11 protein-coding genes are annotated in these 14,980 nt (G+C 42.8%); 1 reads left to right on the forward strand and 10 read right to left on the reverse strand.

From position 1 onward, the window contains the following. Window positions 1–31: 31 nt before the first annotated feature. From J7R13_RS00820 to J7R13_RS00855, 8 genes are all read right to left on the reverse strand, one after another. Window positions 32–1,036 carry an HlyD family secretion protein gene (locus J7R13_RS00820; protein WP_208437038.1) on the reverse strand — a complete coding sequence of 335 codons (1,005 nt, stop codon included), beginning with the start codon at window positions 1,034–1,036 and terminating at the stop codon, window positions 32–34. Then, entirely contained in the window at window positions 1,033–2,694 is a 1,662-nt protein-coding gene (locus tag J7R13_RS00825; RefSeq protein ID WP_208437039.1) for an MFS transporter, read from the reverse strand. Before J7R13_RS00825 ends, J7R13_RS00820 begins: the two co-directional genes overlap by 4 nt. Before the next feature lie 24 nt (window positions 2,695–2,718). Beyond that, complete coding sequence (atpC, locus tag J7R13_RS00830) at window positions 2,719–3,135, reverse strand: ATP synthase F1 subunit epsilon (RefSeq protein WP_208437040.1); 417 nt, start codon at window positions 3,133–3,135, stop codon at window positions 2,719–2,721. A 72-nt stretch (window positions 3,136–3,207) separates the two neighbouring features. Next, entirely contained in the window at window positions 3,208–4,818 is a 1,611-nt protein-coding gene (gene atpD, locus J7R13_RS00835; RefSeq protein ID WP_208437041.1) for a F0F1 ATP synthase subunit beta, read from the reverse strand. A gap of 19 nt (window positions 4,819–4,837) precedes the next feature. Then, window positions 4,838–5,749 (reverse strand): F0F1 ATP synthase subunit gamma, encoded by a 912-nt coding sequence (locus J7R13_RS00840; protein WP_208437042.1) that lies wholly within the window; start codon window positions 5,747–5,749, stop codon window positions 4,838–4,840. Window positions 5,750–5,769: 20 nt separating this feature from the next. After that, a complete protein-coding gene (gene atpA / locus J7R13_RS00845) occupies window positions 5,770–7,305 on the reverse strand; it encodes a F0F1 ATP synthase subunit alpha (RefSeq protein ID WP_004857814.1) in 1,536 nt (511 codons plus the stop codon). Then, window positions 7,305–7,889 carry an ATP synthase F1 subunit delta gene (gene atpH / locus J7R13_RS00850; protein ID WP_078691923.1) on the reverse strand — a complete coding sequence of 195 codons (585 nt, stop codon included), beginning with the start codon at window positions 7,887–7,889 and terminating at the stop codon, window positions 7,305–7,307. Before atpH ends, atpA begins: the two co-directional genes overlap by 1 nt. A 537-nt stretch (window positions 7,890–8,426) precedes the next feature. Beyond that, window positions 8,427–10,658 carry a primosomal protein N' gene (locus J7R13_RS00855; RefSeq protein ID WP_208437043.1) on the reverse strand — a complete coding sequence of 744 codons (2,232 nt, stop codon included), beginning with the start codon at window positions 10,656–10,658 and terminating at the stop codon, window positions 8,427–8,429. A 337-nt stretch (window positions 10,659–10,995) separates the two neighbouring features. On the opposite strand from J7R13_RS00855, the gene fsa reads away from it, so the two are divergent. After that, on the forward strand, window positions 10,996–11,649 hold the full coding sequence (gene fsa, locus J7R13_RS00860) for a fructose-6-phosphate aldolase (protein ID WP_208437044.1): 654 nt from the start codon (window positions 10,996–10,998) through the stop codon (window positions 11,647–11,649). On the opposite strand, the gene lptE is transcribed toward fsa, so the two are convergent. Beyond that, entirely contained in the window at window positions 11,646–12,236 is a 591-nt protein-coding gene (gene lptE, locus J7R13_RS00865; protein ID WP_208437045.1) for an LPS assembly lipoprotein LptE, read from the reverse strand. The two genes, fsa and lptE, sit on opposite strands and share 4 nt — an antisense overlap. Continuing rightward, window positions 12,223–14,865 carry a leucine--tRNA ligase gene (gene leuS / locus J7R13_RS00870; RefSeq protein WP_208437046.1) on the reverse strand — a complete coding sequence of 881 codons (2,643 nt, stop codon included), beginning with the start codon at window positions 14,863–14,865 and terminating at the stop codon, window positions 12,223–12,225. The genes lptE and leuS overlap by 14 nt, the downstream gene beginning before the upstream one ends. Window positions 14,866–14,980: the final 115 nt, after the last annotated feature.

Raw genomic sequence — 14,980 nt, forward strand, 5'->3', positions numbered from 1 at the left:
CATAGAAATCAAACTCAAAAAACCCAAAATCTTAACCTCCAGGAGTATTTTGTGAAGTATCTACATAGGTAACTACAGACATCCCAGGGATGAGTTTTTCAATCCCCTCCTGTCCAGGATCTAAAGCAATACGCACCGAAATACGTTGCGCAATTTTAATGAAATTACCAATTGTAGTATCTGTTTTTAACAGTGAAAATTCTGAACCTGTCGCAGGTGCGAAACGGACCACACGCCCTTTTAATTTCTTATTATTCAATGCATCAACAGAAAAAATAACTGGTTGCCCAACACGCATCTGAGAAAGTTGTGTTTCCTTATAATTGGCTATAATCCAAATGTCATCAGAAATAACGGATACCAATTGCGTACCAGGCACGACATATTGCCCTACCCGTGCACTCACCAATCCAACAGACCCCGTTCTAGGAGATAAAATCTTGGTGTGGTCCAGATTGAGTTTAGCCAATTCAACGCTAACCTTTGCTCCTGCAACATCTGACTGTAAACTTTGCCGTTCAAGATCTAATTGTTTTTGCAATTGGCGTTTTGTTTCAAGTGTTGTCAACAATTGCGAAAGAGGGCGAGAAACAGAACTCGTAAGATCACTAAAGTTTAGCTTCTTGTTTTCAGGAAGAACGTTAGAGAATGCTCGTGAACGCGACAGTTCAGCTTCTACTGTATTAATTTCTCCCTGCAAAATCTGAGCCTGCAACATAACGCTTGCAAGTTTTGCATTTTTTGAATCCAGAACAGCCTGTGCTCTTGCAAGCTGTTGGCGAAAAAGAGAATCATCGAGTTCAAATAAAAGCATTCCCTTTTCAACTCTCTGATAATCTTGCACATAAATCCGTGCAATCATCCCAGAAATCTGTGAACTGACCAAGGTAACATTGCCTTTAATGGAAGCATTATCGGTTATCTGAATCGTACTCACAAAAGGGGGAAGTTTCCAAGCCCATAAAATGAGCAAAACACCTGTAATCCCTGAGAGGAATGCAACAAGCGTTGCTCTTGACCGTAATGCTTTTATCATTTTTTATTCCCCTCTTCACTGACATGATCCCGATTGTCAAATGCAGTCAAAGAGTATGACTTGACAAATATTTTGACAAGAAAAATAGCAAAAACAACCATTGCTATATAAAAATAAAGACGAAAAACATCATCATAAGCAAAAACATTTGCTGTTAACCTAAACTTTTCAATCAATTTAGACACGTCTTGCTCATCCCCTAAGATAGGTGGAACAGCAACACTAGAAGAAGGCGAAAATAAGGCAGACATCTCAACCGAAATACGTGGATCCGTAACAACAACATTTTGTGTTAAAAATTCAAAATTCTTATGGGCGAAAAAAACCTGCAGGCTGCCAAAAAAAGCCGATCCCATCAAACCACCCGTCACTTGCGTCAACAAAAAAACAGCAATAAAACTTAAAACGTAACGCGGTCCTCGCTCACCAGATGTCACAAATCCCTTGAAAAGAGTAGGAGGCAAAAAAAGTGCGTAACTAAAACTAACCAACCCTTGACTCAACATCATATCTTGTGGACGCGTTAAGTGGTTCACATGACTATCCAAATAAGCCCCAAGCGCCAAACAGCCTAAAGATAAAAGATAAAAATAATCCTCACGTCCAGCACGTAAAAAAAACACACAAGTCGCTCCCCCTAAAAGGGTCCCCAATATAACCGCGAGATACATGGGTGCCATCTCACGATTTAACAAACCAAAAAGATTAAAAAACCCTACTGCTAAAGTTGACCGCTCTAACAAAAAAACATGAAAGACCAATAAAATGAGAACAGATTGCACCATTTCTTTACTGAAAAGCCAGCGTAAATCAATCAACGGACTCTTTCTATTAAGCTCAAGAATGATCGCAATGACCAAAGAGGAAACAGCAAGCGCAAGCCCCCAACCAATCCACGGTGCCTCATACCACCAATACAACTTACCAACAGACATAATAACCGCATTGAGTCCAAGACCAAGCGCAATCAAACTATAACTCACCCAGTCTAACTTCTGAATAACCTTATTACGTACCACAGGAGTCAGGGGAAGAGCATAGATACATCCCAAACTCATGAGAACCAATCCCATTTCCATCGCTGAAAGACTCAAAAATCCACCATTTTCTAACAAATCAGGCGAAATCAACCGCGATAAGGGCGCTGCTAAAGCCGCATTCGTATAATTCAAACTAAGAGCAACAGTAAACTTCTTTGCTGGTGCAAAAGCCTCCATCATATAAAGAAGCGCTAAGGAAGCTAATGGTGCCGCAGCAATACCAGCAAAAAAACGAATAATCAGTGCAGAACGCAAATCCGTAACAAAGAGCTGTAAAATGCAAACCAGAACGAAGCTAAGAATTGATAATTCAGCAAAAGCACGAAGCCCAAACTGATAACGAATTTTGATCAACATAATCGCAACACTCACATTTGGTGCCATATAGGCAGCAACCAACCATGTGGTTTCTGTTAGAGTTGCATGAAAATCGCCCGTAAGATAAAAAATGTTAGACTGAACAATATTCGCCCCTAAGCCATAAGCCCATTGCAAAATAAAAGAAGCGAAAATATAAACAAAACATTTTGGCAAAGGCCCTGCAAAAACACGACCTGGATGGGGAAATGGTTTTCCTCCTCTTTTAGCAGACATAACCGTACTCTTCTTTCCGCTCATGTCCGCCTTTTCCCGTATAATCTGTTACGCCTCTGTCAATACAGTATCAACAGCTGTCAGTTGATGAAAAAATTCTTCTACCTTACGCTTTGCCTCATCATTTGCATCCCCTTCCAACGTCGCCCGAACTTGCAAAATCTGCTGTTCCAACGTACTAAAAGAAAGATGTTCAACAGCCACAACCTTCTCTACCAGAAGCGAGCATCCCGAAGAGGTAACATTAGCAACGCCCCCATAAACAGCAAAGAGCTTTTCCCCCGAAGAAGTGAGAACGCGGACACTCCCCAATACAATGCTAGCCACCAATGGTGCATGATGCGCCATCACTGTGAGTGCACCCGACTCTGAAGGAAGAACAACAGATACCACCTGTTCTGAAAACACAAATTTCTCAGGTGATACAATCTCAAACAAAAAACACTCTACCTTATTGTTCTCCACAAAAACCTCCACGAGGTTCAATACTAAGACCTCTTGTGCTCTTTACAACAAGCATTCGTTACAGATTTCCTCTTATGAAGAAGCTTCTGCAATGAGACGCTTTCCTTTTTCAATGGCTTCCTCAATCGATCCAACCATGTAAAAAGCTGCTTCCGGCAAATCATCATAATCGCCAGCGCAAAGACCTTTAAACCCTTTGATTGTATCCTCTAAAGACACGAGTTTTCCAGGCGAGCCAGTAAAGGCTTCAGCCACATGGAAAGGTTGCGAAAGGAAACGTTCAATTTTACGCGCCCGCCCCACTAACAACTTGTCATCTTCAGAAAGTTCATCCATTCCAAGAATAGCAATAATATCCTGTAGCGCTCTATAGCGTTGCAAAATAGTTTGAACTTGACAAGCAACAGTATAATGCTCTTCACCTACAATCAGTGGATCCAACATGCGTGAGAAAGAATCAAGCGGATCAACAGCGGGATAAATCCCCTTTTCAGCAATCGAACGCGAAAGAACCGTGGTTGCATCCAAATGGGCAAAAGATGTTGCAGGTGCTGGATCCGTTAAGTCATCGGCTGGAACATAAATAGCCTGAACAGAAGTAATAGATCCCGTTTTTGTGCTGGTAATACGTTCTTGCAAAGCCCCCATATCCGTTGCCAAAGTTGGCTGATAGCCCACAGCAGAAGGAATACGCCCTAAAAGCGCTGATACTTCAGCCCCTGCTTGGGTAAAACGAAAAATATTATCCACGAAAAAAAGAACATCTTGGCCCTCATCACGGAAACTTTCTGCTATGGTCAATCCTGAAAGGGCAACACGGGCCCGCGCTCCTGGTGGTTCATTCATCTGCCCATAGACAAGCGCGCATTTTGAGCCCTCTGTTGAACCATTATTGTCTTTTGGATTCACATTCACACGGCTTTCGATCATTTCATAATAAAGATCATTTCCCTCACGTGTACGTTCTCCAACACCGGCAAATACAGAATATCCCCCATGCGCTTTTGCAATATTATTGATAAGCTCCATAATGAGAACGGTTTTACCAACACCAGCTCCCCCGAACAAACCAATTTTACCACCTTTAGAATAAGGTGCTAACAAATCAACGACTTTAATACCCGTGACAAGAATTTCCGATACCGTTGATTGCTCAACATATGCAGGAGCGTCTTGGTGAATAGAACGTGTTTTAGTCGCAAGAATTGGGCCAACATTGTCAACCGGCTCTCCAATCACATTCATAATACGACCAAGTGTTGCTTCTCCAACAGGAACACTAATCTGCGTTCCTGTATCAAAAACCTTTTGACCACGCGTCAACCCATCCGTCGTATCCATGGCAATGGTACGCACGGTATTTTCACCCAAATGCTGCGCAACTTCTAAAACCAGCCGATTGCCTAAATTATCTGTTTCTAACGCGTTAAGGATATTTGGCAACGCACCTTCAAACTGCACATCAACAACAGCACCGATAACCTGCCTAATCTCACCAACAGCTCCTTTTGCCTGTACAACTTCTTTTGCACGGGTCTCTTTAGAAGAAGACCGCACAGAACTAGAAGAATTCTTTATGCCAGCTTGAGATTTTGAGGCGGTTTTTTGCGCGCCTGAACGAGCAGTTGTCTTCTTTTTCTCAACTTTTTCTGCTCCTTTGCTTGACGTCACTGCTTTTACCATTAATCCTTACCTTTTCAATTTAAAGCGCTTCAGCGCCCGCAATAATTTCGATCAATTCTGTCGTGATTTGTGCTTGACGCTGGCGATTATAAGCCACTGTCAATTTATTAATCATTTCACCGGCATTGCGCGATGCATTATCCATAGCACTCATCTTCGCCCCCATTTCACCGGCAACATTTTCAAGCAAAGCTCGAAAGATTTGCACAGAAAGATTGCGCGGCACAAGCTCTTCCAAAAGAGAAACAGCATCGGGCTCATACTCATAAACAACTGATTGTGAACCTTTACTTTTGTCATTTTTTTCAACGATAACCTCTCCTTCGACAGCTTCTTTGGGAGAGAGTGTTGGAATCAAGCCAAAAGCTGTTGGACGCTGATTGATCACGGAAACAAATTCAGAATAGAATAGCGTACACACATCAAATGCTCCCTCATTGAATAAATCAATGATCCGCTGACTGATCATCGCAGCCTCTGCAAAACTAATCCGCTTTACAGAATGCAAATCAATGTGACCAATCATCAAAGCCTTGTAATCACGCGCTAAAATATCAGCGCCCTTTTTTCCCACGGTTAAAATCTTAACAATTTTACCAGCAGAAAGCAGTGTCTTAATTTGTTCACGCGCACGACGGGCGATTTGTACATTAAAAGCACCACAAAGACCACGCTCCGCAGTACATACCACCAAAAGATGCACATCATCTCGACCCGTACCCCGCATGAGAGGAGGCGCATCAACCCCATCAACATCAGCCGCAACATTGGCTAAAATAGCAGCCATCCTCTGAGCATAAGGACGCGCAGACTCCGCCGCCTCTTGCGCACGGTGCAACCTTGCCGCCGCAACCATTTGCATGGCTTTGGTAATCTTTTGTGTTGCCTTAACCGAGGCGATACGGTCTCTAAGATCCTTCAACGACGCCATTCAAGCATTCCATCAATTCATCACGAAAAATTCTTTGCATAAGTCTTAAGCACAGTTATCAATTTATCCTTAATTTCATCGGTTATCTGTTTTTGATCAGCAATCGCCTTCAAAAGACTTTGGTGATCATTGCGCAGAAGCGTTAAAAGCCCCTGTTCAAAGCGCGCAACATCAGAAACAGCTAAGGAATCCAGGTAACCATTCACACCAGCAAAAATAACAACAACCTGTTCTTCTGTCTTCAATGGAGAAAATTGTGGCTGCTTCAAAAGCTCTGTTAAACGCGCACCACGGTTTAAAAGACGCTGCGTTGAAGCATCCAAATCAGAACCAAATTGTGCAAAAGCAGCCATTTCGCGATATTGTGCCAATTCACCTTTGATCGAACCAGCAACTTGCTTCATCGCCTTAATTTGCGCAGCGGAACCAACACGCGACACAGAAAGACCAACATTCACAGCAGGGCGAATTCCTTGATAAAATAAATTGGTTTCCAGAAAAATTTGCCCGTCAGTGATTGAAATCACATTTGTAGGAATATAAGCAGAAACGTCATTTGCTTGAGTTTCAATGACGGGTAAAGCCGTCAAAGATCCAGAACCATTTTCAGCATTCAGTTTAGCAGCACGCTCTAAAAGACGCGAATGAAGATAGAAAACATCACCAGGATAAGCTTCACGACCAGGTGGACGACGAAGCAAAAGAGACATTTGACGATAAGCAACAGCCTGTTTTGAAAGATCATCATAACCGATCAAAGCATGTTGCCCATTGTCGCGGAAATATTCACCCATCGCACATCCAGCAAGAGGCGCAATAAATTGCAATGGAGCAGGATCAGAAGCGGTAGCTGCTACAATAATGGAATACTCGAGCGCTCCACGCTCTTCCAAAATTTTAACAAATTGCGCTACCGTTGAACGTTTTTGACCAATGGCGACATAAATACAATACACTTTGTCCTGATCGTTTCCAGCACCTTTTTCGTGAAACGGTTTCTGGTTTAAAAATGTATCGAGCAAAACTGCTGTTTTTCCTGTCTGCCGGTCACCAATCACCAATTCACGCTGTCCGCGTCCAATAGGAATAAGCGCATCAATGGCTTTTAATCCCGTCGCCATGGGTTCATGCACAGATTGACGCGGAATAATCCCTGGAGCCTTAACATCAACACGACGACGCTCTGTTGCCTTAAGCGGTCCTTTACCATCTATAGGATTTCCCAATGCATCAACAACACGCCCAAGCAAAGCTGGTCCCACAGGGACATCCACAATAGACCCAAGCCGTTTAACGGTATCCCCTTCACGAATATCACGATCTGACCCAAAAATCACAACCCCAACATTATCGATTTCCAGATTCAAAGCCATACCACGCACGCCATTTGAAAAGGAAACCATTTCCCCTGCTTGGACATTATCCAAACCATAAACACGGGCAATACCATCACCCACAGAGAGAACCCAACCAATTTCTGAAACTTCAGCCTTTTGGTCAAAGTTTCTGATTTGCTCTTTGAGAATTTTTGAAATTTCAGATGGTCTAATATCCATCAGCTGACCTCTTTTTTCAATGCAAGCTTAAGCGAAGATAATTTTGTTTCAAGAGACGTATCAATCTGAGACGACCCCACACGAATGATTAATCCACCGAGAATTGTTGGATCAACAAGGATATGTAGCAAAATTTTTCCCCCAACGACACCTTCCAAAGCCACGCGCAACTCTTGTTCTTGTTGAGAACTCAGTGAGCGCGCAGAAACAATCTGAGCCGAAATTTCCCTACGAGAGAGAGCAACACGACGTTGAAAAGCATGTAAAATACCAGTCAAGGCACAAAGCCGACGGTTTAGTGCAATAACACGCAAAAAATTACCAACAATCTGACCAGCGCCCTCATCAGCAAATTTGATACGCTCACAAACAGAACACATTACCTTAACCTGTTCTTTTACTGAAAAGAATGGGCTCTGCACAAAGCGTTTCAAATCTTCATTTTGATCCAAAACAAGCAAAAAAGATGCTACTGCTTTTTCAACCTTTTCCACAGCCCCTGCTTCTTGAACGAGATCAAAAAGCGCTTGCGCATAGCGTTGGTCCACCAATGGCAACGGTATAAGAGAAAATGAATCCGACACGAAATACCGCCTCTTTCCCTTGAGCGAATCTCTGATAGTTACCAGACGAAGATAGTTATCAGATGAAATAAATCAGACATCCTAAATTCTAAGAATAATCTTCTTAAAACCTAGAACAAAAAACTTCTCGGTTTCTAGCATAGACATAACCGACTCGCAACACTCCAAATCGTTGCTTTTTGAAAATTTTAAATAAAATATTCAAAATATTTTTTTATAATACACAAATCAGCACCACAGTTTTTTTGTGTTTCTTTTTGGCATCCCCTCATAGATTTTAAAATATCTTTCTCTATCATTGCATAATCACTCTGAAAACAGAAACAAAATGCTCTCTTTCAGTTTTTAATGCTCTTCCACCAAAAGAGTTAACAAAAAATGTATCATTTCAAACTTATAAGCAAGCAATAATAACCGACGTTCCCTTAAAATAAAGAGGAAACGCATCTTTTTGCTTAAAATTATCCCTCCTAGAACATCTTTTAAGCAAATAAGCCTCCTCGTTACTTCCCTTCCCCATTACTTCCCTTGTGTTTTCTAAAGAAAATTTTGCGGATCAATATCAATCTGAACCCGAACCGAAGAAGGTATTTTGGGTGCACTTGAAAGCATTGCACGAATAAACCCTTGTATATCAAAAGAACGTTGCCCTTGCAGTAAAAGCCGAAAACGATAACGCCCACGAATGAGAGCCAATGGAGCTTCCGCAGGTCCCATTACCGAGATATTTTTTTCCCTCGGTGCAACTTGACGCAACGCACGCGCATAATGTTCTGCTGCTTGGCGCTTTTCTGAAGACACAATCAAAGAGGCAAGTCGCCCATAAGGTGGCAGATGATAGTGCTGACGCATAGCGATCTCATGAGTGTAAAAATCCTCACCTTGCCGAGAAATCAGGGCTTGTATTACTGGATGATCGGGTTGATAAGTTTGCAATAATCCTAAACTCTCTAACCCCATACGCCCTGCCCTGCCTGTAACCTGAGATAAGAGCTGAAAGGTACGCTCAGCAGCACGTAAATCGCCATTAGCAAGACCAAGATCCGCATCAATGACCCCGACCAGAGAAAGTCCTGGAAAATGGTGTCCTTTCGCAACCAACTGCGTTCCAATAATAATGTCAACATCCCCATTCGCCACCGCTTCCAATTCGCGCCGCAACTGGCTAATCCCGCCTTTGAGATCCGTTGAGAGAATCAATAACCGCGCCTGTGGAAAAAGCCCCCGTGTTTCTTCAGCAATTCTTTCTACCCCTGGACCACAAGCGACAAGATGGTCTAATGTCCCACATTCGGGGCATGCTTCTGGAAGCGGCTGATGGTATCCACAATGATGGCATTTAAGCTGTCCTTGTAATCGATGCTCTACCAACCAACTTGAACAATCGCTACAATGAAAACGATGCCCACAAACCCGACACAAAGTGAGAGGTGCATAACCACGCCGATTAAGAAAAAGCAGTGCCTGTTCACCTTTTTCAAGCGTTTGTTTTAAAGCCGCTTCAAGAGCAGAGGAAATAAAACGCCCCTTTTGCACACCTCCCTTTTGCACGCCTCCTTGACGCATATCAACCACCCGCAATTGCGGAAGTGCGGCCGCTTTAAAACGCGATGGCAAATGGACCCGTTGATAACGCCCCCACAAGACATTTGTCTGACTTTCAATCGAAGGAGTCGCTGAGGATAAAATAACAGGAAAATGCCCAAAAGAACCCCGTGCAACTGCCATATCACGCGCATGATAAAAAATGCGCTCTTCTTGTTTGTAAGCACTATCATGTTCTTCATCAACAACAATCAACCCAAGCTCTGGAAAGGGGAGGAAAAGCGCGGACCGCGCTCCAGCTACAACCCGCACAAGCCCTTCTGCAACCTGTCGCCACACACGTTCTCGACGACGTGGTGACAAATCTGAATGCCATTCCGCCGCCGCTGCTCCAAAGCGTGCATGAAAGCGATCTAAAAATTGTTGTGTTAAAGCAATTTCCGGCAATAAAATCAAAACCTGCTTACCACCTGTAAGCGCTTGAGCAACCGCTTCAAAATAAACTTCTGTCTTTCCCGACCCAGTAACACCATCAAGCAGAAAAACTTGAAATTGAGAAGATAAAACACCTTCCCGCAAAAGGCGCGCTGCTTTGCTCTGTTCTCCCTCCAATTGAGGGCAACAAAAATCAGGATTAGGCATCGCCACAAGAGCAGGAACAGGTACCATAACCTCTTCAAAAACCCCAAGTGTCTTTAGCCCCTCAACAACGGAAACAGAAGTTCCTGCCGCATGAGCAAGACCAGAACGTGTCCAAATTTCACCATCGCGGGCCAATTCTAAAACACGTGATCGTGCTGGTGTTAGGCGCCCGATCTCTCCTCCACAATACCGCAAACCCAGCATCTGTTCTTCGGGTTCTAAAGCAGACGGAACCGACAAAACCAATCGTGCAACAAGACCCAAAGGAGTCATCGTATACCGACCAACAAAATGCAAGAATGTAATCATCTCCGCTTTTAACGGCGGGCAATTAAAAACATGGAGGAGAGAGCGTAGTTTTTTACGCGCCACAGGTGGAGCACTTTGCCCATCCTTTGCGGATTGTTCTCCAACATCCACCACAAAACCACAAACTTCCCGCCCCATTACCGGAACACGAACAAAAGAACCAACCTCTACCTCCATTGAAGATGGAACCTCATAACTATAAGCATGTGCAATAGGCAGAGGTACCAAAATAGAAACAATATTTCTCTCGCACACACCCTCATTTGACTTCATCTTTTGTCCCAACTTTTATACAATCTTTTTTATACCACTACCGTCCTTGCACTTTGACATATTATCCGTCATGAAGAATAATCACTTTGTATGATCTCCCCCTCATCAACAATATCTTATCAACGATAAAAACTCCAATACGCATCTGATATTGATACCAGCAGTGCTAACGCTATAAACAAACTATAAGTACGCATTTTTATCCTTCATATCTTAACTTACCATAGGCAACACGTATCCTCCCTCTTGCTTTTGCGATAAACAATAACGCATAACAAAAATAGGGTGAAACATCAGAAGCTTTAAATAAAGAGCTAAAAACCAAGGAGATTTGGCAATGAAATTTTTTGTGGATAGCGCCAATATTGAAGAGATCCGAGAATTACAAAATTTAAACCTCGTTGATGGTGTTACCACCAATCCTTCTCTTATTCTTAAATCAGGACGTAATATTCTTGAGGTTACAAAAGAAATTTGTACCCTCGTCAAAGGACCCGTGTCTGCCGAAGTTGTAGCAACCGAATTTGAAAACATGATGAAAGAAGCGGCTGTTTTAGCAAAAATTGCCGACAATATTTGCATCAAACTTCCCTTAACGCTTGATGGCTTAAAAGCCTGTAAAGCTCTTACAATACAGGGACTAAAAACAAATCTCACACTTTGTTTTTCTGCTAACCAAGCTTTACTAGCCGCCAAAGCAGGCGCAACATTTATTTCACCTTTTATAGGCAGGCTAGATGATTGCGCAAGCGATGGTGTGGAACTGCTTCATGAAATTCGCACAATTTACGATAACTACAACTTTGAAACGCAAATTTTGGCAGCTTCAATTCGTACCGTTAATCATGTTAAAGAAGCAGCACTAAGCGGTGCAGATGTTGCAACCGTTCCACCAACAGTTTTAAAAGCACTCGTCAAACATCCTTTAACTGATAAAGGCTTGCAAATCTTCTCAAGTGATTGGAAAAAAACTGGACAAAATATCGCCTAATGACTTGAAAGATCTTTTGAAAGCAGCAGTAAAATTTGTTCAGCCAATTCTTCAGCCACGCGCTTTTGCGCATCTTGCTCTGCTTGCAAAGTTGCATATTCTTGACGAAGCCGTTCAAAAGATGTGCTCATGCTTACTGTGGTTTCGGCAATAAGAACATTTTTCATATCTTGCAAGATATAGGAAACTTTACCCATCACAGTTCCAACGGAAGGCCGCCCCTCTCTTTTCCTATCCAGGTCCATCTCTATCTGTACAGAATTTCGTGTAAACGTAGATGTTTGCAATACCAATTGATAAGCTGGAGTAGAAGGTTTCCGCCCATTTCCATAAAGCAAAAACAGCAAATGGTTGCGTACCATTTGACCAAAACGATCTGACGGTTCTGCAACGACAATGGAAGCTAGTTTTTCGGAAAGATTCAAAGATTTTTGTTTTGGAGATGAATCATCAAAAACAGAATCTACAGAACCTATTTTTGTGGAAATCCCAGATGCGTGATGATAAAGCGGTTCAACTATACACCCACACAAAAGCGTGGACAAACAAAATAAGCCCACAAGAACAAAATTTTTAAACAACAACATTCACAATCCTTTTTGGAACAATAATTATTTTTTTAACGGTTTTTTCGACCAGATGTGCCTTTACAAAATCAAGAGCCAAAACAGCTTCTTCAATCATCGCTTCATTTGCCGTTGCCAAAACAGTCACTTCACCACGCTTTTTACCATTAATCTGTACCGGCAAAATATAGGAATCTTCAACAATTAATGCAGGATTATAAACAGGCCAAGGAATCTCACAAATCAAATTTTTTCCTCCCAAAGCAGCATGACACTCTTCTGCCAAATGAGGCATTATAGGTGCAATCAATACAAGGAAAAAATCCATTGCTTGACGCAAAGCTTCCTTCATCTCACTCTCAACATCCTCTACCTTATTTAGTAAAGGCGCCATAATATTCAAGAATTCGTAAAGGCGCGCAATTGCCCGATTAAAGGCGAACTTTTCCAAATCGTCTTCCACAGCATGGAGCGTGCGATGCGCCACTTTTGAGAGTTCTAAAGCCGCACCCTGACGACCAGCACAAGGCACCACTTCTCTTAAAACCGGAGCACTCAAAGCCACACAACGCCAAACGCGTTGCACAAAACGATGCGCTCCTTCAACACCAGATTCTGTCCAAATAACATCTCGCTCAGGAGGAGAATCCGACAAAACAAACCAGCGCACAGTATCGGCTCCATAGGAGGCAATAATATCATCAGGATCCACAACATTCTTTTTTGATTTTGACATTTTTTCAATCAAACCAATCGTCACCTCACTTTGATCGGTCAATTTATAAGCCTGACGTTTTCCATCCTTTTCAACAATAGAAATTTCTTCTGGTGAAACCCACCCTTGGTCATCACGATAGGTTTCATGAACAACCATCCCTTGGGTAAAAAGCCCTTTAAAAGGCTCATCCACGCTCATATGCCCAATCAATTTCATAGCACGCATAAAAAAGCGTGCATAAAGAAGATGGAGAATCGCATGTTCAATTCCACCAATATATTGTTGCACAGGCAACCATTCGGCTATCGCTTGCTTGTCGACAGGTTCTTGTGCAAAAGGCGCAGTAAAGCGGGCATAATACCAAGAAGAGTCAACAAATGTATCCATGGTATCAGTTTCACGTTTGGCAGACTGACCACAGACAGGACAGGTTACTGTTTGCCATGTTTCATGACGCACAAGAGGATTGCCAGGCTGCTCAAAAGTGACATCATCGGGCAACACAACCGGTAAATCAGCACGCGGAACCGGAACCACTCCACAAGCCGCACAATGGATCATAGGGATAGGGCATCCCCAATAACGTTGACGCGAAATACCCCAATCACGCAAGCGAAATTGCACGGTCTTTTGCCCCTGGGGCTGCCCCCCAAGTATTTGCCCTTCAAGCCGTTTAGCTGCTGCTTCAAAAGCTTGTTGCGGTGTCAAGCCATCCAAAAAGTCTGAATTGATCATCACGCCATCACCAACATAAGCTGTTTCAGCAATCACAAAATCTTCCCTCTCAACCCCCTTTGGCAAAACCACCGGTCGCACGGGGAGATCATATTTACGTGCAAAATCCAAATCTCTCTGATCATGGGCAGGACAGCCAAAAACAGCTCCTGTTCCATAATCCATAAGCACAAAATTGGCGATATAAACGGGAATATGCACCGTTGGATCAAAGGGATGAACCGCCAAAAGTGATGTGCGAAAACCTTGTTTTTCAGCTGTTTCAAGCGCCGCGGTTGTTGTTACACCACACCGACAATTTTCGATAAAAGCATCAAGCGCTTTATCCTTTTGCGCTAAGGCTTTTGCAATGGGATGATCAACAGACAGCGCCAAAAAAGCAGCAGCAAAAAGCGTGTCAGGTCGTGTTGAATAACAGACAACTTCGTTAAACTCCGCACACCCATCATCAACATCATCTACCGACTTTAAAGCCCAACGAATCAGCAAACCTTGTGACTTCCCAATCCAATTTTTTTGCATAGTGCGAACTTTTTCCGGCCATTGCTCAAGCTCTTCAAGCCCTGCCAGTAAGTCTTCACTAAAATCACTAATTTTGAAAAACCACTGCGTCAATTCACGCTGTTCAACCAACGCACCAGACCGCCACCCCCGACCATCAACAACCTGCTCATTTGCCAAAACGGTGTGGTCAACAGGGTCCCAATTCACTTTAGCCACTTTACGTGCAACCAAGCCCTTTTGATAGAAATCAAGGAACAGTATTTGTTGGCGATGGTAATAATCCACATCACAAGTTGCAAATTCACGCGACCAATCTAATGAGAGCCCTAATTTCTTTAATTGCCCACGCATCACAGCAATATTTTGATAAGTCCACGTTTTTGGATGCACTTTATTCTGCATAGCAGCATTTTCAGCCGGCATACCAAAAGCATCCCACCCCATGGGATGAAGCACATTAAACCCCTTTGCACGTTTATAGCGCGCAACAACATCTCCCATGGCATAATTGCGTACATGCCCCATGTGAATGCGCCCAGAGGGATAAGGAAACATCTCTAAAACATAATATTTTTCACGACAATCTTCCTCCGCGGTCTGAAAAATCTTCTTTTCATCCCAAATCGTTTGCCATTTTTGTTCGTGGGCACGAGGATTATAGCGTTCACCTAAATTATAACGTTCAATCGTCATTCCTATTATACTCTTTATAAAATTGAACTAAAAAACTTGTTTTATGCTTCACCATGGATTACCCCCAAGGTCAACATTTTCAGTGAATATTTCACTAAGTATTTTTCAAAGTTCT

Source organism: Bartonella taylorii 8TBB, from assembly GCF_902825155.1.
Taxonomy (GTDB): Bacteria; Pseudomonadota; Alphaproteobacteria; order Rhizobiales; family Rhizobiaceae; genus Bartonella; species Bartonella taylorii_A.